Annotated in this window: 18 protein-coding genes; 5 read left to right on the top strand and 13 right to left on the bottom strand. The window is 52.0% G+C overall.

The features are described 5' to 3' along the window. The first annotated feature begins 218 nt into the window (after positions 1-218). The 3 genes from focA to pflA all read left to right on the top strand — a co-directional run bounded on the left by focA (position 219) and on the right by pflA (position 4,443). Positions 219-1,076, top strand: a complete 858-nt coding sequence (gene focA, locus M2403_RS16980) for a formate transporter FocA (RefSeq protein WP_095922616.1) — start codon at positions 219-221, stop codon at positions 1,074-1,076. Positions 1,077-1,150: 74 nt separating this feature from the next. Next, positions 1,151-3,433 (top strand): formate C-acetyltransferase, encoded by a 2,283-nt coding sequence (gene pflB, locus M2403_RS16975; protein ID WP_152324167.1) that lies wholly within the window; start codon positions 1,151-1,153, stop codon positions 3,431-3,433. 269 nt (positions 3,434-3,702) lie between these two features. Further along, positions 3,703-4,443: a pyruvate formate lyase 1-activating protein gene (gene pflA / locus M2403_RS16970; protein ID WP_015689580.1), complete on the top strand. Its 741-nt coding sequence runs from the start codon at positions 3,703-3,705 to the stop codon at positions 4,441-4,443. Between the two features lie 93 nt (positions 4,444-4,536). On the opposite strand, the gene M2403_RS16965 is transcribed toward pflA, so the two are convergent. The 13 genes from M2403_RS16965 to M2403_RS16905 all read right to left on the bottom strand — a co-directional run bounded on the left by M2403_RS16965 (position 4,537) and on the right by M2403_RS16905 (position 21,849). Then, positions 4,537-5,682, bottom strand: coding sequence for an MFS transporter (locus M2403_RS16965; RefSeq protein WP_208950651.1), 1,146 nt, complete (start codon positions 5,680-5,682; stop codon positions 4,537-4,539). 132 nt (positions 5,683-5,814) lie between these two features. Beyond that, on the bottom strand, positions 5,815-6,384 hold the full coding sequence (gene napF, locus M2403_RS16960) for a ferredoxin-type protein NapF (RefSeq protein WP_259230210.1): 570 nt from the start codon (positions 6,382-6,384) through the stop codon (positions 5,815-5,817). Then, positions 6,384-6,995, bottom strand: a complete 612-nt coding sequence (gene dmsD, locus M2403_RS16955; RefSeq protein WP_165058103.1) for a Tat proofreading chaperone DmsD — start codon at positions 6,993-6,995, stop codon at positions 6,384-6,386. The genes napF and dmsD overlap by 1 nt, the downstream gene beginning before the upstream one ends. A gap of 61 nt (positions 6,996-7,056) precedes the next feature. Continuing rightward, positions 7,057-7,914 (bottom strand): dimethyl sulfoxide reductase anchor subunit family protein, encoded by an 858-nt coding sequence (locus M2403_RS16950; protein WP_259230208.1) that lies wholly within the window; start codon positions 7,912-7,914, stop codon positions 7,057-7,059. Position 7,915: 1 nt separating this feature from the next. Next, the gene (locus M2403_RS16945; RefSeq protein WP_259230206.1) at positions 7,916-8,533 is read right to left on the bottom strand and encodes a DMSO/selenate family reductase complex B subunit; all 618 of its coding nucleotides are present in this window, start codon (positions 8,531-8,533) and stop codon (positions 7,916-7,918) included. A gap of 11 nt (positions 8,534-8,544) precedes the next feature. Continuing rightward, positions 8,545-10,992, bottom strand: a complete 2,448-nt coding sequence (dmsA, locus tag M2403_RS16940; protein WP_165058107.1) for a dimethylsulfoxide reductase subunit A — start codon at positions 10,990-10,992, stop codon at positions 8,545-8,547. An 83-nt stretch (positions 10,993-11,075) separates the two neighbouring features. Continuing rightward, entirely contained in the window at positions 11,076-13,532 is a 2,457-nt protein-coding gene (gene ynfE, locus M2403_RS16935; RefSeq protein ID WP_259230205.1) for a selenate/tellurate reductase subunit YnfE, read from the bottom strand. A 201-nt stretch (positions 13,533-13,733) separates the two neighbouring features. Further along, entirely contained in the window at positions 13,734-15,026 is a 1,293-nt protein-coding gene (gene serS, locus M2403_RS16930) for a serine--tRNA ligase (RefSeq protein WP_259230204.1), read from the bottom strand. A 107-nt stretch (positions 15,027-15,133) separates the two neighbouring features. After that, positions 15,134-16,477 carry a replication-associated recombination protein A gene (locus tag M2403_RS16925; protein ID WP_129638968.1) on the bottom strand — a complete coding sequence of 448 codons (1,344 nt, stop codon included), beginning with the start codon at positions 16,475-16,477 and terminating at the stop codon, positions 15,134-15,136. A gap of 7 nt (positions 16,478-16,484) precedes the next feature. Beyond that, positions 16,485-17,096 (bottom strand): outer membrane lipoprotein chaperone LolA, encoded by a 612-nt coding sequence (lolA, locus tag M2403_RS16920; RefSeq protein WP_152324204.1) that lies wholly within the window; start codon positions 17,094-17,096, stop codon positions 16,485-16,487. 194 nt (positions 17,097-17,290) lie between these two features. After that, the gene (locus tag M2403_RS16915) at positions 17,291-20,782 is read right to left on the bottom strand and encodes a DNA translocase FtsK 4TM domain-containing protein (RefSeq protein WP_259230203.1); all 3,492 of its coding nucleotides are present in this window, start codon (positions 20,780-20,782) and stop codon (positions 17,291-17,293) included. A 122-nt stretch (positions 20,783-20,904) separates the two neighbouring features. After that, complete coding sequence (gene lrp, locus M2403_RS16910; RefSeq protein ID WP_013574775.1) at positions 20,905-21,399, bottom strand: leucine-responsive transcriptional regulator Lrp; 495 nt, start codon at positions 21,397-21,399, stop codon at positions 20,905-20,907. Between the two features lie 285 nt (positions 21,400-21,684). Continuing rightward, positions 21,685-21,849, bottom strand: coding sequence for a hypothetical protein (locus M2403_RS16905; protein ID WP_165058113.1), 165 nt, complete (start codon positions 21,847-21,849; stop codon positions 21,685-21,687). A gap of 270 nt (positions 21,850-22,119) precedes the next feature. On the opposite strand from M2403_RS16905, the gene trxB reads away from it, so the two are divergent. Together trxB and M2403_RS16895 are read left to right on the top strand one after the other, a co-directional pair. Beyond that, positions 22,120-23,088, top strand: a complete 969-nt coding sequence (trxB, locus tag M2403_RS16900; protein ID WP_120161190.1) for a thioredoxin-disulfide reductase — start codon at positions 22,120-22,122, stop codon at positions 23,086-23,088. A gap of 149 nt (positions 23,089-23,237) precedes the next feature. Continuing rightward, positions 23,238-25,004 (top strand): heme ABC transporter permease/ATP-binding protein CydD, encoded by a 1,767-nt coding sequence (locus M2403_RS16895; RefSeq protein WP_259230200.1) that lies wholly within the window; start codon positions 23,238-23,240, stop codon positions 25,002-25,004.

Here is a 25,004-nt window from a genome sequence, read left to right as displayed (position 1 = left end):
GTATAAATAAAAATAATTTGAACGTCCATCAACTTTATTTGTAAAAATTAAAATGTTTTTATTCTTTTATTTTCATTGAGTTAAGCAAAAAACCACCCCTTCAGTAGTACATCAAAAAGCACCAAAAACCGCCTCGTATGATCCACGTCAATCTTTACGTTATACTGCTTTGCTAGTATCTCGTTGCGCAGTGCATAGCCCTGAATAAGAGAGTTAATGTGAAAGCTGACAACCCCTTCGATCTAATATTACCCGCCGCTACAGCGAAAGTTGCTGAAGATGCCGGCGTTTATAAAGCCACCAAACAGCCGTTAAAAACATTCTTTTTAGCCATTACTGCTGGCGTCTTTATTTCTATCGCCTTTGCTTTTTATATCACTGCCACCACAGGCACCGGCACCGTCCCTTACGGCCTCGCAAAACTCGTTGGGGGCATCTGCTTCTCACTGGGTTTAATGCTGGTCGTTGTCTGCGGCGCTGACCTGTTTACTTCCACTGTGCTTATCGTGATTGCGAAAGCCAGCGGGCGTATCACCTGGGGGCAATTGGCACGTAACTGGGTCAATGTCTATATTGGTAACCTTATCGGATGCCTGTTCTTTGTCGCACTGATTTGGTTCTCAGGTGAGTATATGGTCGATAATGGTTTGTGGGGACTGAACGTTCTGCAAACTGCTGACCATAAAATGCATCACACGTTTATTGAAGCCGTTTGTCTGGGGATTCTGGCTAACCTGATGGTTTGCCTGGCGGTATGGATGAGTTACTCCGGCCGCAGTCTGATGGACAAAATGTTCGCAATGATCCTCCCCGTCGGCATGTTCGTCGCCAGCGGTTTCGAGCACAGCATTGCCAACATGTTCATGATCCCTTTAGGCATCGTGGTGAAGAACTTTGCGACACCAGAATTCTGGCAGGCTGTCGGCGCAACTCCGGCACAATTCGCAGAACTGAACATCACTAACTTTATCATCGACAATCTCATTCCTGTGACCATCGGTAACATCATTGGGGGCGGTTTGCTGGTAGGGTTAACGTATTGGGTCATATATCTTCGCGATGAGAAGCACCACTGATACAACGTGGCACTCTTGTTACGACAGTTTTACACGCGATTTTTAAGAAATCCAAATTAGAAGGTAGGTGCAAAATGTCCAAGCTCAATGAAAAATTGACCAACGCATGGGAAGGTTTTAGTGCTGGTGAATGGCAGAATGGCGTAAACGTCCGCGACTTCATTCAGAAAAACTACACACCGTATGAAGGTGATGAATCCTTCCTGGCTGGCGCGACTCAAGCGACAACCACCCTGTGGGATAAAGTAATGGAAGGTATCAAACTGGAGAACCGCACTAAGGCTCCTGTTGATTTTGATACTGACGTTGCGGCTACCATCACTTCTCATGACGCTGGCTACATCAATAAATCTCTGGAAACTATCGTTGGTCTGCAAACTGACGCGCCATTAAAACGTGCTCTGATCCCATTCGGCGGCATTAAAATGGTTGAAGGTTCATGTAAAGTTTATGGCCGTGAACTGGATCCAGCGCTGAAAAAAGTTTTCACCGACTACCGTAAAACCCATAACCAGGGTGTTTTCGACGTTTACACCAAAGACATTCTGAACTGCCGTAAATCTGGCGTTCTGACCGGTCTGCCAGATGCTTATGGCCGTGGCCGTATCATCGGTGACTACCGTCGCGTTGCGCTGTATGGTATTGATTTCCTGATGGCTGATAAATACGCACAATTCCAGTCTCTCCAAAATGATCTGGAAAACGGCGTGAATCTGGAAATGACCATCCAGCTGCGTGAAGAAATCTCTGAACAACACCGTGCTCTGGGTCAGATTAAAGAAATGGCTGCCAAATACGGTTGCGACATTTCTGGTCCTGCTACCAACGCACAAGAAGCGGTTCAATGGACTTACTTCGGCTACCTCGCTGCGGTGAAATCTCAGAACGGTGCTGCAATGTCCTTCGGCCGCGTATCTACCTTCCTTGACGTATTCATCGAACGTGATATCAAAGCAGGCAAACTGAACGAAGAACAAGCTCAGGAACTGATTGACCACCTGGTTATGAAACTGCGTATGGTTCGTTTCCTGCGTACGCCTGAGTATGATGAACTGTTCTCTGGTGACCCAATCTGGGCGACTGAATCCCTGGCAGGTATGGGGGTTGATGGTCGTACTCTGGTAACCAAAAACAGCTTCCGCTTCCTGAATACTCTGTACACCATGGGGCCTTCACCAGAGCCGAACATGACCATCCTGTGGTCTGAAAAGCTGCCAATGAACTTCAAAAAGTACGCAGCGAAAGTGTCTATCGATACCTCATCTGTACAGTATGAGAACGATGACCTGATGCGTCCTGATTTCAACAACGATGACTACGCTATCGCTTGTTGTGTGAGCCCAATGGTTGTGGGTAAACAAATGCAGTTCTTCGGTGCTCGTGCAAACCTGGCGAAAACCATGCTGTATGCAATCAACGGCGGCGTTGATGAAAAAATGAAAATCCAGGTTGGCCCTAAAGAAGCGCCAATGATGGATGAAGTGCTGGACTATGACAAAGTTATGGACCGCATGGATCACTTCATGGACTGGCTGGCTAAACAGTACGTCACAGCACTGAACATCATTCACTACATGCACGACAAATACAGCTACGAAGCTGCGTTGATGGCGCTGCATGACCGTGATGTTTATCGCACAATGGCATGTGGTATCGCAGGTCTGTCAGTTGCTGCTGACTCCCTGTCTGCTATCAAATATGCAAAAGTTAGCACCATCCGTGACGAAGACGGCCTGGCTGTAGACTTCAAAATTGAAGGCGAATATCCACAGTTCGGTAACAACGATTCTCGCGTAGATGACATCGCTTGTGACCTGGTAGAACGTTTCATGAAGAAAATTCAGAAACTGCGTACCTACCGTGGCGCTGTAGCAACTCAGTCTGTTCTGACCATCACCTCTAACGTGGTTTATGGTAAGAAAACTGGTAACACCCCAGACGGTCGTCGTGCGGGTGCTCCATTTGGCCCAGGCGCTAACCCAATGCACGGTCGTGACCAGAAAGGTGCTGTTGCCTCTCTGACTTCTGTTGCTAAACTGCCGTTTGCTTACGCAAAAGATGGTATTTCTTATACCTTCTCTATCGTTCCAAATGCGCTGGGTAAAGATGATGATGTTCGTAAAGCGAACCTCGCGGGCCTGATGGATGGTTACTTCCACCACGAAGCGTCCATCGAAGGTGGTCAACACCTGAACGTGAACGTCATGAACCGCGAAATGCTGTTAGATGCGATGGAACATCCTGAAAACTATCCTCAGCTGACCATCCGTGTATCTGGTTATGCAGTACGCTTCAACTCACTGACTAAAGAACAGCAACAAGACGTTATTACCCGTACTTTCACCAAGTCCCTGTAATAATCTGCTGATGATTTAGCGTGATATATAAAGGCTCCACAACGTGGAGCCTTTGTTTCATCCTCACTACCCGCACTGTCTTCGCGACAGTCTGTTTTGCCAGAGCGCTATACGCCGTGGACCTCTGGCAAAGCAGTACCGCCATTGCTGACAATCAACCTTATTGATTGTCTGGTATCATAAACCTGTAGTTTCCAGTTTATCTCTGCCAGACCAGCACCCGCACATGTAGACTGCTATTCATTGGTCAATATGGAGAATAACCCGCAATGTCAGTTCAAGGTCGCATCCACTCATATGAATCCTGTGGCACCGTTGACGGCCCAGGTATCCGTTTCATTGTATTTTTCCAGGGTTGCCTGATGCGTTGCATGTATTGCCACAATCGCGATACCTGGGATACACATGGCGGGAAAGAGATCAATGTCGATGACTTAATGAAAGAAGTGGTGACTTATCGCCATTTTATGAATGCTTCTGGCGGCGGCGTAACGGCTTCTGGCGGCGAAGCAATCCTTCAGGCTGAATTCGTGCGTGACTGGTTCCGCGCGTGTCAGAAAGAAGGCATTAACACCTGCCTGGACACAAACGGCTTTGTCCGACGTTATGATCCGGTGATCGACGAATTACTGGACGTCTCAGATCTGGTAATGCTCGATCTGAAACAGATGAACGATGATATTCACCAGAATTTGGTCGGCGTCTCTAACCACCGAACCCTGGATTTTGCCCGCTATCTGGCTAAACGTAATCAGCGTACCTGGATCCGTTATGTGGTTGTGCCGGGCTGGTCAGATGATGATGATTCCGCGCACAAACTCGGTGAGTTCACCAAAGATATGACGAACATCGAGAAGATTGAACTGTTGCCATATCACGAGTTGGGCAAACACAAATGGACTGCGATGGGTGAGAAATATGGTCTGGATGGCGTGAACCCACCGACCAAAGAAATTATGGAACGCGTAAAAAATATTCTTGCCAGCTACGGACACAAAGTCATTTACTAATGAACTGATTGTTTCTTGTCAAATTGTTGCCCATAAAAAAGACGCCTCATGGCGTCTTTTTGCATTTAAGGCTTTCGTACTGAATAGCTCAGATCAGGCCGTTGCCACGGGATTATGATGATGGTCGGCTTTGCGCATCAGCATCACCAGATAAACCAGTGAAACCACAGCAATCATCACAAACAACAACCGGTCAGAATAGCTCTGCATCAGTATCGCAGTCATTGTCGGGCCTGCCAGGCTGCCGATGGTGTAACTCATCAGTAATGCCTGATTCATCGCGACCAGCTCTTCAGAATTCACTTTTTCGCAAGCCCATGACATGGCAACCGGATACAACGTGAAGCCCGCGCATCCGAGAATGAACAACGTCGGCGCCATCGCATAACCGCTCAGCATGGCGATACTGCCGAGGATCACGGCGAAAATCTGGATACGCAGCACCATCAGACGTCCGTAACGATCGGCCAGTCGCCCTACCGGCCACTGTCCGATAATTCCTGCGCTGACCAGCAATGCCATCCAGTAACCCACATTCGCATCACTCATTCCCTGATGGGTCAGGAAAAGCGGCATCAGACCATAGAGTGACCCAAGGACAATTCCGGAAATAATACAGCCATTTATCCCCAGACGTGCGTTACGACGTCTGAACATCGGCAGCACAGCGTGGCGGGGTTGTTCGCTGTCCTGATTTTCGATATGCGTTAACAGCAGTGGCAACATCGCTATCACAATCAACGCGGTCACCCAAGGCAACACGCTGAAGATTGCTGTTGGTACGGTGCCGACCAGCAGTTGCCCGACCACTGTACCGATGTAATACATAATCATATAGGCCGCCAGCAGCTGACCACGGTTCTTCACTGTACCGCTGCGCAGCAAGGCACTTTCCACCACAACCCAGATCAGCGCACAGCCTACACCGGCGACAAAGCGTGCGGTGATCCAGCTCCAGAAGTCCATGGAAAGCGCCAGACCCGCGGTTGCGACAGCAAACATGATGCAGGAAAGATAATAGCTGCGGTTAAAACCAATACGTTTGATCAGGCTGCCGGCAATCAGCGTACCCAGCAAATTGCCAGTGAAATACGATGAACTGACAAGCCCGACCTGCCAGGTTGGCAGTTGTTCGTGACTGAGCCACAACGGCACCAGCGTGTTTAAAGCGGCGATAGAAATCGTCAGCAGGAGAAGTCCGCACAACAGCAGAGCGACGGGACGGGAATAGGCGGACATAGGTTGTTGACGACCAAAAATCGGGGAAATTGCGCGCATGATGCCACCGGCCAAAAAAATGTCAATCTGGCAAAAAGAGGCCTGCGCACAAACTGCGGGGTGATGATTGAAATCGTTAATCAAGCAAAGAGATCAGGAATCATGACGCTTCAATGACAATTGAATATCACCATGATAACAAACAAGTTTGCATTTACCGCAGCCGTCACACTTCTGGTTATCTACGGAAGGTTGATTCTGTTGATTAAAAAATATTGCCGAGCGCGGACACGCAATTTCGCACATCCTGCATAAATCATCCATACGACCTAAACAGGGCGGCAGAATTACCGGACGCAGGCCCGTATCCGGCGAAATGCTCAGGTCGAGCGCACCGCGTTCACAGGCCTGAGTACAGGCACCACAAAAATCACATTCCGCGTAATCGATAATGAGTATGGCCTTACCGGACTCAACACTGAGTAAACCTACCGGACAAGCATCCGCGCAATGCCCGCACCCGTTGCATTGCTTAAGGAAAAGCGGTTCTGCCAGCGCCTGCGGTGGACGCGGCACGGCCTGCTGGCGCAAATCTCCGGCGACCGTATTTTCTTCTGCAGACGGCCTTGCGGATGACAATAATCCACGGAATAACCCCCGGCGGCTGACAACCCGGCTGCTCATCCAGGCGTGATAGTAACGGCTATCCCGTGGATCACTCATCAGAAATACAGTTCCTTCGCCGGAATAGCTTCCAGCACCAGTGCCTCTCGCCATCCGCTAAGCGTTGATTCCGCCAGAACGGCCACGCCCTCATACCACGGATGTTCAGCTTTCATTCCCAGCAATTCGAAATAACGCCCTGCCCATGGCATCAAATGTACAGTCAGAAATTCACCCAGCAGTTGCGGCGAATTTTCGGCAAGCCAGGCGGACAACATCAGCATCAGCCCGATGTGATCTTCCGGTTCAGCCTGCTTAAGATGCGGTTCGATATGGTTTAAACGCATCCACTGGCGTAATGCCAGTGTGGAATCGCCAAAAATGACGGATTCTTTATCGAGATAGACTGAGCCCCACGGCGGGGCCGGTAAGGCATAAGGCCCGACAAACAGGCGCTGCCATGCGTCATTTAACTCTTCCGCTGAAACATTGGCCTCAGCGAACAACTCTGCGGCACAGGCTTTCGCCTCCGGCGTTGCGCATGGCCACATCGGCACCCAGTCATTGCTTTTGAGCAAGGCAATCAGAGGCTGAACTTGTTCTGAATCCGGGGGATAAAACAGCATCGCGCCCAGTACCTTCGCGGATAAACTTATTGATTCTGCTGACATAGTTAACTCTTTCTTTTGGGTGCACATCACTACCGACGGCGCGTTCCCTGATAAACTGAAATCAGCCGCTGACGGCCATACCCACGGTCATATGCAAACCATAGAAAATTGCACGTCCAATCAGCTCCCCGGCAAAGACCAGCACGAAAGCTAAAACCATTGAAGCGATCGCAGGGCGCTTGCGCAGTATCAGCGGGCAAATCCAGCAACCCAGCCCCAAAGCAATCAGCACCAGCCGTGAAACTGACAACATGCCGTATTGCGGGATCAGCGCAGAAGCCGCCTGAACGGCGCTGTTGATCGAGGCAAGGCTGGCACTTTGCATTACCACCACACACATACTGACGACCAGCGCCGTGACACTGATAACCGGCAGCAGGCGAAGCGCGCAGCCATTAATATCAGCGCCGCGCAGCAGCAGATACCCCAGAACCGGGCCACCAATCAGCACCGTCAGCCCGAAGTGGAACGCGGTGTAAGCATTATCCCAGGTCGGCACCGTATTGATTTCGTAAACACGGCTCATGGCATAAACGAAACCCACACCGGCCACCATGGTCACGATCAGCCAGCCTTTTCCCAATGCGCGGGGCATTTTGTTGAGGACAGCCAGCAACCAGTAAATCCCGCCTAAGGCAAAGAAGAGTGATCCACTGCCGATTTCATTACTCAGTGGAGAAGCGCCCAGACGATTGAGAGAATTGAAAGCGCGCAGCGGTGAGCCCAGGTGCAGAACCGAGGCGATAAAAGCTACCGCCATCAGCACCCAGAGGAAAAACATCGACAGGTGGATCCGGCGATATTCTTCTTCGCTACGCCGGGTCAGCAATGCAATCGCCAGCACGATAAATGCGCCAACCACGCATTGCCCGAGAACCGTAAAGACCATTAAAGGCCATTCATGCCATCCGTTTCCCATCTCAAACCTCCTTCGGGTTAGCCAGATAACCCGTGGTATCGCCTACCGGACGGCAATTCGCATTGGGTTTGATGACGATATTTGGGTGAGTAAAATGTGCTGCGGGCAAAGGCGCGACTTCAGCCAGTTCGCCGTATTTCGCACGCAGTTCTTCGATCGGTGCCATATCCAGCGCACGTAGCGGGCAGGATTCAACACAAATGGGCTTCTTGCCTTCTGCGATCCGCTCATAACAGCCGTCGCATTTCGTCATATGACCTTTGGCTTCGTTGTACTGCGGCGCACCGTACGGACACGCCATATGGCAGTAACGGCAACCGATGCATACGTCTTCGTTGACCACTACGAAACCATCTTCCCGTTTATGCATGGCGCCGCTCGGGCAAACTTTGGTACAGGCCGGATCTACGCAATGGTTACAGGAAATCGACAGGTAATAGGCGAAGACGTTCTGATGCCAGCCATCGCCGTCCTGCTGCCAGTCGCCACCGGCATATTCGTATACCCGTCGGAAACTGACGTCAGGCGTCAGATTTTTGAAATCCTTACAGGCCAGTTCGCAGGTTTTGCAGCCTGTGCAGCGGCTTGAATCAATATAAAATCCATATTGAGTTGTCATGTTTTGCTCCATTAAACCTTAGCCACTTGCACAAGGTTGGTGTGAGAGGGGTTACCTTTCGCCAGCGGTGAAGGCCTTTGAGACGTCAGTACGTTGATGCTGCCCGCGCGGTCGATTTTTTTGCTGTCGGGGGAATACCAGGCACCTTCACTGAGCGCGACAACACCCGGCATCATGCGAGGAGTCACTTTGGCGGCAATGCGCACTTCGCCGCGATCGTTGTAAATGCGGATCATGTCGCCGTTCGCGATACCCCGCTGTGAAGCATCCATCGGGTTGATCCACATTTCCTGACGACAGGCAGCTTTGAGTACGTCGACGTTGCCGTAGGTTGAATGGGTGCGCGCTTTGTAATGGAAGCCGGTCAGTTGCAGGGGATATTTGCTGGCCAGCGGGTCGTCATAGTTCTCGAAACCGGCGGCATAAACCGGCAGCGGATCAATCACATCGTCTTTGGCGAGTTCCCATTCAGCGGCAATATTTGCCAGCTCAGCCGAGTAGATTTCGATTTTGCCGGAAGGGGTATCCAGCGGATTGGCGGCAGGATCTTCACGAAACGCTTTATACGCCACGTGATGCTGTTCAGGATCGCGTTTCTTGAACATGCCCTGTTTACGAAATGTGTCGAAATCCGGCAGTTCCGGCAGTGCTTCTCGGGATTGCTGATACAGATGACGCATCCACTCTTCCTGCGTGCGCCCTTCCGTAAACGTCTGTTCAACGCCCATACGACGCGCCAGTTCAGAGGTCATTTCATAAATATTTTTGCACTGAAAACGTGGCTTGATTGCCTGGTCAGCAAAAATGATGTAGTCCATGTTGCCGCAGGAAGCATCCAGGCAAAAATCCATCTGCTCTGAGGCCGTACAGTCCGGCAAAATAATGTCTGCATATTTCGCTGACGACGTCATGTGGTTATCAATCACCACGATCATTTCGCATTGCGTATCGTCCTGCAGAATTTCATGCGTACGGTTGATATCAGAGTGCTGATTGACCAGACAGTTACCGGCATAGTTCCAGATAAACTTGATGGGCACATCCAGTTTAGTCTTTCCGCGAACACCGTCTTTGGTGGCCGTCATTTCCGGCCCCCTGACGATAGCGTCGGTCCAGAGGAACATGGAAATGCTGGTCTGAATTGGATTTTCAAACGTCGGCATACGTACAAACGGGATTTCGTACGAACCTTCTCGCGCACCGGAATTCCCGCCGTGAACGCCAACGTTGCCGCTCAGAATCGCCAGCATCGCAATGGCACGGGTTGCAATTTCACCGTTTGCATGGCGCTGCGGCCCCCAGCCCTGAGTAATAAAGGCCGGTTTTGCCTGACCAATTTCACGCCCCAGCTTCACGATTTTATCGACAGAAATGCCGGTAATTTTTGCCGCCCACGCTGGCGTTTTCGCAATACCATCCGGACCATCGCCGAGAATATAGGCTTTATAATGCGCATTCTGCGGGACACCGGTCGGTAAAGTTTTCGCATCGTAACCGACGCAATATTTGTCGAGGAACGGCTGATCGACCAGATTTTCGGTAATCATCACGTGAGCCAGCGCAGCCGCCAGTGCCCCGTCGGTCCCCGGGCGGATCGGCACCCATTCATCTTCACGACCCGCACCGGTATCGGTGTAACGTGGATCGACAATGATCATGCGGGCGTTGGACTTCTGGCGGGCCTGCTCGAGGTAATACGTCACGCCACCGCCGCTCATGCGGGTTTCGCCCGGATTATTCCCGAACAGAACCACCAGCTTACTATTTTCAATATCTGAAGGGCTGTTGCCGTCCGCCCAGCCTCCGTAGGTATAATTCAGACCGGCGGCAATCTGTGCGGAGCTGTAATCGCCGTAATGATTGAGATAGCCGCCGCAGCAGTTCATCAGGCGTGCAATCAGGGTTTTACCCGGCGGCCACGAACGCGTCATGGTACCGCCCAGCGTACCGGTGCCGTAGTTGAGATAAATTGCTTCATTGCCAAAACGCTGAATAATATCTTTCAGGCTGCCGGCCAGCGTGTCGAACGCTTCATCCCAGCTGATTGGCTTAAATTTTCCTTCACCGCGTTTGCCGACACGCTTCATCGGATATTTCAGACGGTCGGGATTGTAAACACGGCGGCGCATTGAACGCCCGCGCAAACAGGCCCGCACCTGATGCAGCGCCTCATAATCATCGTCGCCGGTATTGTCGGTTTCGACGTAACGAATTTCGTCGTCCACAACGTGCATTCTGAGCGGACAACGGCTGCCACAGTTGACAGTGCACGCACTCCAGACGATTTTCTCATCGCCCATTTTTGCCGTCGCCGGGTCTGAATCTGCTCGCACAGATTTGAACGGCAGCGAAATGCCTCCAACTGCGGCGGCCATCCCGGCCAGCGTAGTTCCTTTAACCAGGTCACGGCGGCTGATCCCGATCCCTGAACCGGATTTAGTTCTGTTTTGATCCGACATTACATACTCCACATACGCCCCGGTTTAAGGAGCGAAAATTTAACAACCGTGTCACTGAGCCTGGCTCTTTGTCCGTCGCTTCTTTAGACTTTTTCTATTTGAATCAGATTGGTATGTTGAGGATTCCCCTTCGCGAGAGGCGAAGGCCGCTGAGTCGTCAGCGTGTTCATGCACGCACCATGGTCAATACGATCACCACTCATATTGGCCTGATGCCATGCGCCCTGCCCCATAGCAACAACGCCGGGCATGATCCGGGGCGTGACTTTTGCGGCCACACGGATTTCGCCACGGTCGTTGAAGACTTTCACTTTGTCGCCGTTTTGAATGCCACGGGTTTGCGCATCAATCGGGTTAATCCAGACTTCCTGACGGCACGCGGCCTGCAAAACGTCGATGTTGCCGTACGTTGAATGAGTACGCGCCTTGTAATGGAAACCGAACATTTGTAGCGGAAACTGGCTGCGTTTCGGGTCATCCCAGCCCTCGAAAGTGGCGGCATAAATAGGTAACGGGCTGATGGTTTCGTCTTTTTGCAGTTCCCATTCGCTGGCGATTTCTGCCAGCGCGGAAGAGTAAATTTCGATTTTTCCGGAAGGCGTTTTCAACGGGTTAGCAACAGGATCCTGCCGGAATTTTTTGTAGGCCACGAAATGACCGGCTGGGTCTTTACGCTTATAAATACCCATCTCGCGCAGTTCTTCATACGCAGGTAACGCCGGGTCTTTCGCCAGCATTTTGGCGTACAAATACTGCAGCCATTCCCGCTGAGTACGGCCTTCGGTGAATTTGTCGTAAACATCCGGGCCAAGACGACGCGCTACTTCACTCATCATCTCGTAAATGCCTTTGCGCTCGAATTTGGCAGAAGTCGCGGGTTGGATGAAAATCAGATATCCCATGTTGCCGGCGTATTCGTTAGGAATAATGTCTTCCTGTTCGACAGTCATAAGATCCGGCAACAGGATATCGGCGTATTTAGCCGAAGAGGTCATGAAGTTTTCCAGCACCACGATCAACTCGCACTGCGAGTCGTCCTGCAGAATATCGTGAGTTTTATTGATATCGGAATGCTGGTTGGTGATGGTATTACCGGCATAATTCCAGATGAACTTAATCGGTACATCCAGCTTGTCTTTGCCACGAACACCATCTGCCTTAGCCGTCATTTCAGGGCCACGCGCAATCGCATCTGTCCAACTGAAACAGGAAATCTGCGTCTGAACCGGATTGTCCAGCACCGGCATACGTTCAATGGTGATGGTATACGTAGATTCCCGCGCCCCGCTGTTACCGCCGTTAATCCCGACGTTACCGGTCAAAATCGGCAGCATGGCGATCGCGCGTGACGTCAGTTCACCGTTGGCCTGGCGTTGTGGCCCCCAGCCCTGAGAAATATAGGCCGGTTTAGCCTGACCAATTTCCCGCGCCAGTTTCACGATTTTTTCTGCCGGAATACCAGTGATGCGTGAAGCCCATTCAGGCGTTTTAGCCGTGCCATCCGCCCCCTGGCCGAGAATATAAGCTTTGTAATGGCTGTTAGCTGGCGCATCTGCCGGTAAGGTTTTTTCGTCGTAACCTACGCAATAAGAATCAAGGAAAGCCTGATCGACCATATTTTCGGTGATCAGCACATGCGCCAGGCCTGCAACCAGCGCGGCATCCGTTCCCGGACGGATCGGAACCCATTCATCTTCACGTCCGGCGGCTGTGTCTGTGTAACGGGGGTCGATCACGATCATGCGGGCATTGGAACGCTGGCGCGCCTCTTCCAGATAGTAGGTGATCCCCCCTCCGCTCATCCGCGTTTCGGCCGGATTGTTACCGAAAAATACAACCAGCTTGCTGTTTTCAATATCAGATGTGCTGTTACCGTCGTTGCTGCCATAGGTGTATGGCATCGCGCAGGAGATTTGCGCGGTACTGTAGCTACCGTAGTGGCTAAGGAAACCGCCGTAACAGTTCATCAGGCGGGTCACCAGCGAAGCGTAAGGAGAGGAGCGCGTTATATTTCCGCCTATAACGCCGGAAGTGTAATTGATATAAACGGCCTCATTGCCGTATTTACCGACGATACGCTTCAGGTTGTTGGCTATTTCATCAAAAGCTTCTTCCCAACTGATCCGTTTGAATTTACCTTCGCCGCGTTTGCCGACGCGTTTCATCGGGTAATTCAAACGCTCAGGATGGTTCATCCGCCGGCGGATTGAGCGACCGCGCAGACAAGCGCGAACCTGGTGATCTCCGTAGATATCGCTGCCGGTGTTATCTGTTTCAACCCAGTAAACTTCGTCATCACGTACATGCAAACGCAGTGCGCAGCGGCTGCCGCAGTTAACCGAGCAAGCTCCCCAGACCACCTTATCTTCGGGTGCTGAAATTTTCGCCTCATCCACGGCTTGCGCCAGTGCTTTACGGCTAAAAGGAAGAGATAAACCGCCTGCGGCAAGGGCAAGCCCTGCCAACGTTGATGTTTTCATCAGCATCCTTCGGCTGATGCCATTTTTTGCTGTGGGGACTTCTGGTTTAATTTCCGACATTTTCCCGCTCCGGTGCTGGAGTGGTTACCCACTCAGAATGCAGGGATACTACTAATTAAGAGGTAGGAAACTTTGTCTGCTATCAATAAAGGCGGGGTTGAAGCGAGGGAAACGGCGAATTCTTAACGCAGCGCACGATTTTATGCATAAAAAAAGCGCCATTAGGCGCTTTTTCGCTATATTAGTGCATACATAACGGGGTTAACCGATATATTCTAAACCGCCCATGTAAGGACGTAATACTTCCGGTACTTCAATGCGGCCATCGGCTTGCTGATAGTTTTCCAGCACAGCCACCAGCGTACGACCGACTGCCAGACCCGAGCCGTTCAGGGTATGAACGAGACGTGGTTTTTTGTCGGTTTTATTGCGGAAGCGAGCCTGCATACGACGCGCCTGAAAATCCCACATGTTTGAACATGAGGAGATTTCGCGGTAAGTGTCTTGCGCAGGCAGCCACACTTCCAGATCGTAAGTTTTGCTTGAACCGAAGCCCATGTCGCCGGTACACAACAACATTTTACGGTATGGCAGATTAAGTAACTGAAGCACTTTTTCCGCATGACCGGTCAGTTCTTCCAGCGCGTCCATTGAATCTTCCGGACGAACAATCTGAACCATTTCGACTTTATCAAACTGGTGCATACGAATCAGGCCACGGGTATCACGACCATACGAACCGGCTTCTGAACGGAAGCAAGGTGTATGGGCGGTCATTTTCAGTGGGAGAGATTCTTCTTCGAGAATTTCGTCACGAACCAGGTTTGTCAGCGGCACTTCTGCGGTTGGGATCAGCGCATAGTTGCTGCTGCCGGCCTCTTCATCCAAAGGCTTGGTGTGGAACAGGTCTTCGCCAAATTTCGGCAACTGGCCTGTACCGTACAGCGTCTCGTGGTTAACGAGATACGGCACGTAGGCTTCCAGATAACCGTGTTGCTCGGTGTGCAGGTCCAGCATGAACTGGGACAGCGCGCGGTGCATGCGTGCGATTTGCCCTTTCATAACCACAAAACGAGCGCCGGTCAGTTTCACTGCGGCAGCGAAATCAAGACCGCCTGCCATTTCACCCAGCGATACGTGATCGCGGACGGCGAAATCATACTGACGCGGTGTGCCCCAGCGGCTGACTTCCTGGTTATCGTTCTCGTCTTTACCGGCAGGTACCGAATCATCTGGCAGGTTTGGAATAGCGGAAGCGATATCACGGATATTGTTCTGCAATGCATCCAGCTCAGCTTTCGCAGCGTCAAGCTTCTCACCCAGCGTATTCACTTCCAGACGCAGGGGTTCGATGTCTTCGCCACGGGCTTTTGCCTGACCGATAGATTTCGATCGTGCGTTACGTTCAGCCTGGAGAGTTTCCGTTTCTACCTGCAAGACTTTGCGGCGTTCTTCCTGAGAACGCAGCTTTTCCACATCGAGTTTAAAACCTCTGCGAGCGAGTTTTTCTGCAACTGCGTCTAGCTCATTACGCAGCAGATTGGGATCCAGCATGCTAATCCTGTACGTGTCGTTATTGAATGTTAATTTGACGGTGCACGCTGCCTGAAATAGCAGCGTGTCAAAGAGTTATCACCGGTAACCTTACCGCAAGGATAAAATTAGCGGTAGCGTTTTGTCGGGCTATTTTGATCTTGTTCAGCGAGCCATGCCAGCTTTTCACCGATCTTGCCTTCGAGCCCCCGTGAAGTCGGGTAATAATACTGCGTTCGGGCCATTTCTGGCGGGAAATAATCTTCACCGGCCGCGTAGGCATTAGGCTCATCATGTGCATAACGATACTCCGCGCCCAAGCCCATTTCCTTCATCAGTTTGGTTGGTGCATTACGCAGGTGTTCCGGTACATCGTAATCAGCCATTTCACGCGCATCGCGCATTGCCGATTTGAAAGCGGTATAGACCGCGTTACTTTTCGGCGCACACGCCAGATAAACAATAGCCTGCGCAATGGCGCGTTCGCCCTCTGCCGGGCCGACGCGCGTAAAGCAGTCCCAGGCCGAAATAGCCACCTGCATACCACGCGGATCGGCATTACCGACGTCTTCAGACGCAATCGCCAGTAAACGCCGTGCGACATACAACGGATCGCCACCGGCGGTAATAATGCGTGCGTACCAGTACAGCGCCGCATCCGGCGAGGAACCGCGCACGGATTTATGTAACGCAGAAATCAGATCGTAAAAACGGTCACCCTTGTTATCGAAGCGCGCGCTGCGTTCTCCGGCAATCTCGGTAAGCAGTTCCGGCGTCAGCGTGCGGTAGCCTTTGGCATCAATCTCAGCCATATCAGCCATCATTTCGATGCTGTTCAGCGCACGACGGGCATCACCGTTAACCAACTCAGAGAGCATGCGACGCGTTTCAGGCGGGACACGAATTTTTTCGTTGGCATAGCCACGCTCAGCGTTCGTCAGCGCCTGATCGATGACTTTTTCGATATCTTCAGCCGTCAGCGATTTAAGGAGATAAACACGGGCACGGGATAACAAGGCAGAATTGAGTTCGAATGACGGGTTTTCTGTCGTGGCACCAATAAACGTAATAGTACCGTCTTCGATATGCGGCAGAAAAGCATCCTGCTGACTTTTGTTGAAACGGTGGACTTCGTCAACAAACAAAATGGTACGACGCCCGGCATCACGATTTTGCCGGGCGCGCTCGATAGCCTCACGGATATCTTTCACCCCTGAGGTCACCGCTGAAATACGCTCAACATCGGCATTTGCATAACGGCCAATGAGTTCTGCCAACGTGGTTTTCCCGGTTCCTGGCGGCCCCCACAAAATCATCGAGTGCAACTGACCCGCCTCGATGGCACGCGGCAAAGGTTTGCCCGGAGCGAGGAGATGCTGCTGACCAATGTATTCTGCAAGTGTTACCGGCCGCATTCTCGCGGCCAGTGGCTGGAATTCATTCTGGGAAAAATCGAGTGACAGATTACTCAAGCTTACCTCACTGACGCTGGTCGTCCACCGTCACACCTTTTGGCGGAGTAAATTTAAACTTCGCATCATCAACAGACGCGTTTTGCTCACCCTTCAGGGTATAAGCGCTCTTTTGGCCATCCTGCTCAACCGCAGTAAAGCTTTTGATGGTGCCTGATGGCGTAACCGTAATTGCAAATTGCTTCAAATTTCCTGTGGACGCTTTCGGCGTCAGCTGGAAATCATCACCCTGCTGTTTCACGTTATATTTTGACCAGTCGCTGCTGTCGTTGCGGGTAATCAGCATGAACGGTGTGTTTCCTGTAGCATTTTTCAGCCAGGTTGCAGTGACCTGCTCAACAAACGGGTTGTAGAACCAGAGTGTTTTGCCATCAGAAACCAGAATGCTTTCGTCCGGCGTCGTCATATGCCAGTTAAACAGGTTTGGACGTTTGACCCACAGTTCGCCTTCACCTTGCTGAACGGCAGAACCGTCATCGCTGGTCACAGTCTGAGTAAAGCTGGCGTGGAAAGTATTCAGTTTACCCAGGCGGGATTTGAGATCACTGCTGGCATCAGCCAAAACGGAAGCGGAGGTAAATGCAGTCAGTAAACACCCTACCAATAACAATTTTTTCATTCTTATAATTACCTCAAAAATTCTTAAACTTCAGACGATGCCTTTCACGAAGACAAAAGACGTAGGGTGCGAACTCTATCCGAGGCAACGCCCTGGTGGTAGCTCAATCATCTGAAAAGCAGTCATTTTACGCATCTTTGCACAAGGGCCGCATTCGCGACCCCTCTTAACAAAACCCGGCAAAACCCAATGATTTATTCGTGTGATGGCGGAGCCAGCACTTCGCGGTTACCGTTATGGCCCGGTGCACTGACAATGCCCTGCGCTTCCATCTGTTCCACAATTCGCGCCGCACGGTTATATCCGATACGGAACTGACGCTGAACCCCTGAGATGGACGCACGACGCTTGTCGACGACGAACGCAACGGCCTGATCAAACAGGGCATCGAGTTCTTCATCACCGTCCAGACCCAGACCGCCGCCTTCGCCATCGTCGCCACCGGAAACGATGCTTTCGATGTACTTAGGACGACCGCGGGCTTTCCAGTCCTGAACCACCGCATGCACTTCCTGATCACGAACAAATGCGCCGTGAACACGAACCGGAATCGACGAGTTTGGCGCCATATATAGCATGTCACCCATACCCAGTAGCGATTCTGCGCCGCCCTGATCGAGGATGGTGCGGGAATCGATTTTACTCGACACTGTAAAGGCAATACGGGTCGGGATGTTCGCCTTGATCAGACCGGTAATGACATCGACGGAAGGACGCTGTGTTGCCAAAACCAGGTGGATACCGGCCGCACGGGCTTTCTGTGCCAGACGTGCAATCAGCTCTTCCACTTTTTTACCGACGGTCATCATCAGGTCAGCAAATTCGTCGACCATCACCACAATAAACGGTTCTTTTTGCAGATATGGCGGTTCTGCAGCCATACCGTCGCCAGGCTTCCAGATTGGATCGGGAATCGGTCTGCCCATCGCTTCCGCCTCAAGAATGCGTTCGTTGTAACCCGCCAGATTTCGCACACCCAGCGCGGACATCAGTTTATAGCGACGCTCCATTTCACCGACACACCAGCGCAGCGCATTCGCTGCATCTTTCATGTCGGTAACCACTTCGGTCAGCAGATGCGGGATCCCTTCATACACGGACAACTCGAGCATTTTCGGGTCAATCATGATGAAGCGCACATCTTCTGGTTTGGATTTATACAACATGCTGAGGATCATGGCGTTCACACCCACAGACTTACCGGAACCGGTTGTACCGGCCACCAGCAAGTGCGGCATTTTCGCCAGATCGGCAATAACGGGCTCGCCTGAAATGTCTTTACCCAACACGATCGTCAGCGGAGAGGTACTTTCTTTGAATTTCGCGCAGTCCAGCACTTCACGCAGATACACTGTCTGGCGCTTTTTATTCGGCAACTCCAGACCAACGTACGGCTTGCCGGGGATCACTTCCACGACGCGCACGGCGACGGCGGATAATGAACGGGCAAGGTCACGCGACAGGTTAGAAATTCGTGCGGCTTTCACGCCCGGCGCAAGATCCAGCTCAAAACGTGTGATGACCGGACCTGGCAATTTTCCGACGACATCCGCTTTAATGCGGTAATCGTTCAGGCGCGCTTCAATCAGATTGCCCATCTGCTCGAGGGCGAACTCGTCAACAGGTTCTGCTTCCGCCGGTGGCGAGGTCAGCAAATCCAGGGACGGCAGCGGCGTTGTCGGCTTGACCAGCGGCTGCTCATTACGCATCAGGAACGGGTGGATCAGGCTGTCCATATCAGGCTGTGCAGACGGCGATGACTGACGTGGCGCTTCATATTCCTGCGCATGCTGCACAGGCTCTGAAGCGGCCTGACGCTGATAAGGCGGCTGTTGTGCAAACGCAGCAAGTTGCGGCTCTTCTTCTGCCTGAGCTGGCAACGTGAATAACGGTTCTGACGGCGTATCATCAACCAGATCGGCCATTGGCGAGAAGCTAAACGCATCGTGCTGGCTCAGTTTCATCGCAGCGGCAGCGAAATCATCCGCAACGGTATTTGTCGCCTCTGGCGGCAGACTCTGCGAGTGATGATGCTGAACAAGACCACTTTGCGGTTCGACGTCCTGCTGATAACGGGCGTTTTCCCGCGCTGCAAACGCGTTACGTAATTCCGCTTCCTGCAACGCTGCTTCTTCATCAGGCTCATCTTCGGTGACAGATTCACCGTAGCGTTCCTGTTGCTGAGCCGCAAAAGCTTCCTGCAACGCCGCTTCCTGTCGGGCTTCCTCATCAGCCTGCGCCAGAGGATCGTTATGCCAGTCAGCGTGTTCTGCCTCTTTTTGCGCGGCAGCTTGTGCATTTTCCTGCTGTTCGGCGATGCGCTGCGACGGCAATTTAATCCCGTAGGAAGCCAGTTCACGACGCGTTGGAATACGCACCGGATTTGGACGCGGCAATTCCGGCCCGAAGCCTTTCTTCACCTGAGGATTTTCATCACTCACGGCGCTGAACGCTGGCATAAACGTATTGCCGGCAGACGTTGCCGCCGACTGCCCTGCCTGCGCAAGGCCGGTTGCCAGTGCTGCGGTGGCCGCGACGCTCGCAATTTGCGCCGCATCAGGTGCCGCAGAGCTGAAATCGAACGGAGAACGTGAATGCTCAACCGCCGTCTGCCAGTTACCCATACTCGGACCATCGTCATCGCTGCGCTGAACCGGTGCCGGAGAAGGTGATTGTTGTACCGGCTGCGGATGACGTGGCACAGGTGTCTCTTCCGGAATTTCGAAGTTATATAACGGCGGAGCCGCAGGCTGCGGTGCTTGCGGAGACGGAGCTATTTCTGCCACCGGCGGTTCAGCCGCATACGGATTCACTGTTTCTGCCGCCATAGCCGGAGCTGGTTCGGCCGCAATAACCGGCGTAACCGGAGGCGTTTGTACTGCCGGATTAGTCACGGAAGGCGCAGAGAAAAGAACGTCGTCTTCGTCAGCTTCTGAAGCCGCGACAGCCTCTGGCACAGCCGCCGCAGTAGCAGCAACCGCGGCAGGAGCCACTTTCGCTACCTGTTTTTCGTCATCGTCTTCCAGTAACGGATCGTCCTGCTCGTCGTATTCGTAATCTTCATCCCGGCGCGAACGGTTGGTCACGATATTAGTGACACCAAGCACTGCACCGCCGATTTTTTCAGCGATCGTCAGCCATGACCAGCCGGTGAACAGCGTAAGCCCGGCCGCCCAGACGCACAGCAGAACCAGCGTTGCCCCGACGTTGTTGAAGTACGGCGTCATCGCTGTGCTCAGCAAACTGCCGATCACACCGCCCGACGCGAAGTAGTAAAGGTCATCGACGTTGACGGATGCCAGACCGCAGGACGTGACAATAAGCGCCAGCGTCCCGATAAGGCGCAGCGACAGAGCAAAATAATCGACAAAATCCTGATTATCCCGCTGACGGAAAGCCGCCCAGCACAGACACAGGATAATAGGGGGAATAGCGTAACCAAATACGCCAAAAATGAAGAACAGCGTGTCGGCCATCCAGGCACCCACACCACCGCCCCAGTTATGAATAGGCCCATGCCATGCGGTCTGAGACCAGCTTGGATCAGAGGGGTTAAAACTCACCAATGCCGCCATTAAATAAGCAGCAAAAATCGCTACCACCACCAGCAAAGCCTCCAGGAGACGGCGACCATTGCTCAGCTTTTTAAGGGTAACTTCTTTATCTTCTGTATATTCCTGGCTCAAGAAAGGCTCTCCAGGTTCCTGTGAACTGAGAAAAAGCAACAGCGCCGAGAGTAGACCCCGGCGCCATAGCTGTATAGATACACAGGAGTGTAGCTAAAAATGCAAGGTTTTGCACCTGACAATTACCGTGTCTTAATGACCAGGCGATTCGTCTGTTTCACTTCTTCCATTACCACATAGGTACGGGTGTCGTTAACGCCCGGCAGACGAAGCAAAGTCTCACCTAACAACTTACGGTAAGCCGACATATCAGGTACGCGGGTTTTCAACAGATAGTCGAAATCCCCAGAAACCAAATGACACTCCTGAATATCTTCGAGTTTTTGTACTGCCGCATTGAACTGCTCAAACACATCTGGCGCGCCGCGGTTGAGAGTGATCTCAACAAATACCAGCAACGAAGCATCCAGATAATGCGGGTTGAGCAATGCGGTATAGCCATTGATGAAGCCCTGACGTTCCAGACGACGAACGCGCTCCAGACATGGAGTCGGAGATAATCCCACACGTTTGGAAAGCTCGACGTTTGAAATCCGGCCATCCTTTTGCAATTCGTTGAGGATGTTACGGTCAATACGGTCGAGATCTTTTCCCGGACGTTTTTTGTTGTCTACCATTATTATTGTCTCTCTGCTGTCCTTCCCTGCACCTGCCATACCCCAGCCAACTTCAATGTCTAAGGGTTGTCCCAAGCGAAGACCCGATTATTAAGGTTTACGCATCCAAAAGTCGTGTTGATCCCCTGTCAAAAGGAACACGGCCGTATAAGCGGATACTCAAAAGAAATAACCGTGCGAAATTAATAGGTTGTAAACAGCCAACCTGATTCACTAAACCCTGCTGTAACTAAAAAGTCAAAAAGCAAGACCAGAACGGGTCTGGTAGCAGCCAATTGCATAAATTCAAGTCACAGACAGGCAGTTAATTTCTTCTTCCCCTGATGTTTTCGCAAATGCACAGCGGATTGTCAAAGTAAAAGAAGCAAAATCAGAAGAACGTGCCAGATTGAAAAGCCAGCGCGCCTTTTTAGCTATCTTTAATCTTTGAACAATAACAATTCCGTTCACGCCTTATTTCAGTCAAATCCACACAAACTGCCGTGATTTGTCATCAAAAGTCCGCGTACGGGCAAACAACCTGCCAGCGCATTCATGTCTTTACGCTGTTTTTTTACTCTAACCATCAAACAGTTACCTGCAGCGAAATCCTTTCTACGCGGGTTCGGCAGTAAAAACTATCAGACAAATCGTTAACAACATCTGAGTTTGCTTTTTTTAACGCGCTATTTTCCCTACAATCGGTCTATCGCTAGTCGCCATCGCGGAGATGAATTACGCATGAGTACGGTTAAACACAGTAAGTTATTGATTCTGGGCTCTGGCCCGGCGGGTTATACCGCGGCAGTTTATGCTGCACGCGCTAACCTCAACCCGGTTTTAATCACCGGTGTCGAAAAAGGCGGTCAGCTGACCACCACCACGGAAGTGGAAAACTGGCCGGGCGATCCGGAAGGTCTGACCGGTCCGGGCTTAATGGAACGCATGCACGAGCACGCGACCAAATTTAATACCGAAATCATTTTCGACCATATCAACAAAGTTGATTTGCAGAACCGTCCTTTCCGCCTGACCGGTGACAGCGGCGAATATACCTGTGACGCGCTGATTATCGCCACCGGTGCTTCGGCACGTTATATCGGTCTGCCTTCAGAAGAAGCATTTAAAGGCCGCGGTGTGTCTGCCTGTGCAACCTGTGACGGTTTCTTCTACCGCAATCAGAAAGTTGCGGTAGTCGGCGGCGGCAACACGGCTGTAGAAGAAGCGCTTTATCTTGCGAACATCGCCTCCGAGGTTCACCTCATTCATCGTCGGGACAGTTTCCGTGCGGAAAAAATTCTGGTTGACCGTCTGAACGATAAAGTCGCCAGCGGCAACATCGTTCTGCACACGCACAAAACGCTGAACGAAGTGGTCGGCGATCAGATGGGCGTCACCGGCGCGAGCCTGCTTGATGTCCGTACTGACGAAAAATCGCAGGTTGACGTGGCTGGCGTGTTCATCGCTATCGGTCACAGCCCGAACACCGGCATTTTCGAAGGTCAGCTGGAACTGAAAGATGGCTACATCAAAGTGCAGTCCGGCTCGCATGGCAACGCAACACAGACCAGCATTCCGGGCGTTTTCGCTGCCGGCGATGTCATGGATCATATCTATCGTCAGGCAATTACCTCTGCGGGAACCGGATGTATGGCCGCGCTGGATGCCGAACGCTATCTGGACGGTTTATCGCAAGCCCCGGATTTATAATTACTCCTTCGGGTAGTTATTGGACATAGAGTCCATACAAAGAGTAACGAATAAGGCGGCGTAATTGCCGCCTTATTATTTTCAGTTTGTGGTCTGAGCATGTAACATGAGCGCCCTCCCATCCGGATTGCTGCGCAGACTGATGCCTGATGAATAAAACACGACAACAAGAACTTATCCGCTGGTTAAAACAACAAAGCTCCCGCGCTAAAGGCTGGATCCGACTGTCTATGATGCTGGGTCTGCTTTCTGGTTTGCTGATCCTCGCACAGGCCTGGCTGATGGCCGGATTACTGCACAGTCTGATCATTGAACATGCGCCGCGTGAAACGCTCTTACAAAGCTTCCTGCTGATGGCCCTGACGTTTATTCTGCGCGCCGTCGTGACCTGGTTACGTGAACAGGTTGGCTTTATCTGCGGGCGGGTTATTCGTCAGGAAATGCGTAAACTGGTTCTGGACCGCCTCGAAAAACTGGGACCCGCGTGGATTCAGGGTAAACCGGCCGGTAGCTGGGCCAGCATCATTCTTGAACAAATCGAAGATATGCAGGATTACTATGCCCGCTACCTTCCGCAAATTGCATTGGCCGGGATTATTCCCCTGCTGATTCTGGTCAGCGTGTTCCCGATTAACTGGGCTGCCGGATTAATTCTGCTCGTCACTGCCCCGCTGATCCCGCTGTTTATGGCGCTGGTTGGCATGGGCGCGGCGGATGCAAATCGTCGTAACTTTGTCGCCCTCGCGCGTCTGAGCGGTAATTTCCTCGACAGCCTGCGGGGTCTGGACACCTTACGCCTCTTCAACCGCGGCTCTGCCGAAGTGGAGAAAATCAAACGCTCCACTGAGAACTTCCGTGCGCGCACCATGGACGTTTTACGTCTGGCATTTTTGTCCTCTGCGGTTCTGGAGTTTTTCGCTTCGATTTCCATCGCCGTCGTCGCCGTTTACTTCGGTTTTTCCTACCTTGGCGAGCTCAATTTTGGCAGCTACGGTACGCCGGTCACGCTCTTTGCGGGCTTCCTGGTGCTCATCCTCGCACCAGAATTCTTCCAGCCCCTGCGTGATTTAGGCGCGTTTTATCACGCTAAAGCGCAGGCGGTCGGCGCGGCTGAAAGCCTGCTGACCTTCCTGAGCGCCGAAGAAGCCGAAATGGGTGACGGTAATAAAAGCTGGCCGCAGGGTTATGACGTTTCACTTGAGGCGCGAGACCTGCTGGTTAAGTCGCCGCAGGGAAAAACGCTGGCAGGGCCGCTAACCTTTACTGTTCCGGCAGGACAGCGCATTGCGATTGTCGGGCTGAGCGGTGCGGGCAAAAGCTCCCTGCTCAGTGCTCTCCTTGGTTTTCTGCCATATCAGGGTTCCCTGAGCGCCAGCGGCATTGAGGTGAAATCGTTGCGCAATGATGAATGGCGTAAACAACTTAGCTGGGTCGGCCAGAACCCACATTTGCCGGAGCAGACGCTGCGTTCGAATATTCTTTTGAATCAGCCAGATATTAGCGAAACACAACTCCAAAGTGCAATTAACCGTGCGTATGTGAATGAATTCCTGCCGCTGCTGCCTGAGGGACTGGAAACTGAACTGGGCGACAGCGCGGCGCGACTGTCGGTGGGTCAGGCGCAGCGTGTCGCTGTCGCGCGCGCCCTGCTTTCTCCCTGCCGGTTATTGCTGCTAGATGAACCGACGGCCAGCCTTGACGCACACAGCGAAAAACGCGTGATGAGTGCCTTAAACGAGGCGTCCCGATCGCAGACTACGCTGCTGGTTACCCATCAGCTGGAAGATACACGCGACTACGACGAAATCTGGGTCATGGATAAAGGGCAAATCGCAGAGCGCGGCACATTCACGCAACTGGTTGCTCAGGGTGGATTGTTCGCCAGTCTGTTATCTCAGCGCAGTAAGGAGCTGTAA

The sequence above is a fragment of the Rahnella sp. BIGb0603 genome (assembly GCF_024808755.1).
GTDB classification, from domain to species: domain Bacteria; phylum Pseudomonadota; class Gammaproteobacteria; order Enterobacterales; family Enterobacteriaceae; genus Rahnella; species Rahnella contaminans.
The sequence above is the reverse complement of the archived record's forward strand: the minus strand, read 5'-3'. Positions and strand labels throughout refer to the sequence as shown.

Excerpts from the sequence above, each read along its gene's own strand:
- M2403_RS16965 (WP_208950651.1), bottom strand. The coding sequence starts at position 5,682 with ATGTCCGCCTATTCCCGTCCCGTCGCTCTGCTGTTGTGCGGACTTCTC.
- ynfE (WP_259230205.1), bottom strand. The coding sequence starts at position 13,532 with ATGTCGGAAATTAAACCAGAAGTCCCCACAGCAAAAAATGGCATCAGC.
- trxB (WP_120161190.1), top strand. The coding sequence starts at position 22,120 with ATGAGTACGGTTAAACACAGTAAGTTATTGATTCTGGGCTCTGGCCCG.
- pflA (WP_015689580.1), top strand. The coding sequence starts at position 3,703 with ATGTCAGTTCAAGGTCGCATCCACTCATATGAATCCTGTGGCACCGTT.
- M2403_RS16895 (WP_259230200.1), top strand. The coding sequence starts at position 23,238 with ATGAATAAAACACGACAACAAGAACTTATCCGCTGGTTAAAACAACAA.
- lolA (WP_152324204.1), bottom strand. The coding sequence starts at position 17,096 with ATGAAAAAATTGTTATTGGTAGGGTGTTTACTGACTGCATTTACCTCC.
- lrp (WP_013574775.1), bottom strand. The coding sequence starts at position 21,399 with ATGGTAGACAACAAAAAACGTCCGGGAAAAGATCTCGACCGTATTGAC.
- M2403_RS16945 (WP_259230206.1), bottom strand. The coding sequence starts at position 8,533 with ATGACAACTCAATATGGATTTTATATTGATTCAAGCCGCTGCACAGGC.
- pflB (WP_152324167.1), top strand. The coding sequence starts at position 1,151 with ATGTCCAAGCTCAATGAAAAATTGACCAACGCATGGGAAGGTTTTAGT.
- napF (WP_259230210.1), bottom strand. The coding sequence starts at position 6,384 with ATGAGTGATCCACGGGATAGCCGTTACTATCACGCCTGGATGAGCAGC.
- dmsA (WP_165058107.1), bottom strand. The coding sequence starts at position 10,992 with ATGTCGGATCAAAACAGAACTAAATCCGGTTCAGGGATCGGGATCAGC.
- dmsD (WP_165058103.1), bottom strand. The coding sequence starts at position 6,995 with ATGTCAGCAGAATCAATAAGTTTATCCGCGAAGGTACTGGGCGCGATG.
- M2403_RS16950 (WP_259230208.1), bottom strand. The coding sequence starts at position 7,914 with ATGGGAAACGGATGGCATGAATGGCCTTTAATGGTCTTTACGGTTCTC.
- serS (WP_259230204.1), bottom strand. The coding sequence starts at position 15,026 with ATGCTGGATCCCAATCTGCTGCGTAATGAGCTAGACGCAGTTGCAGAA.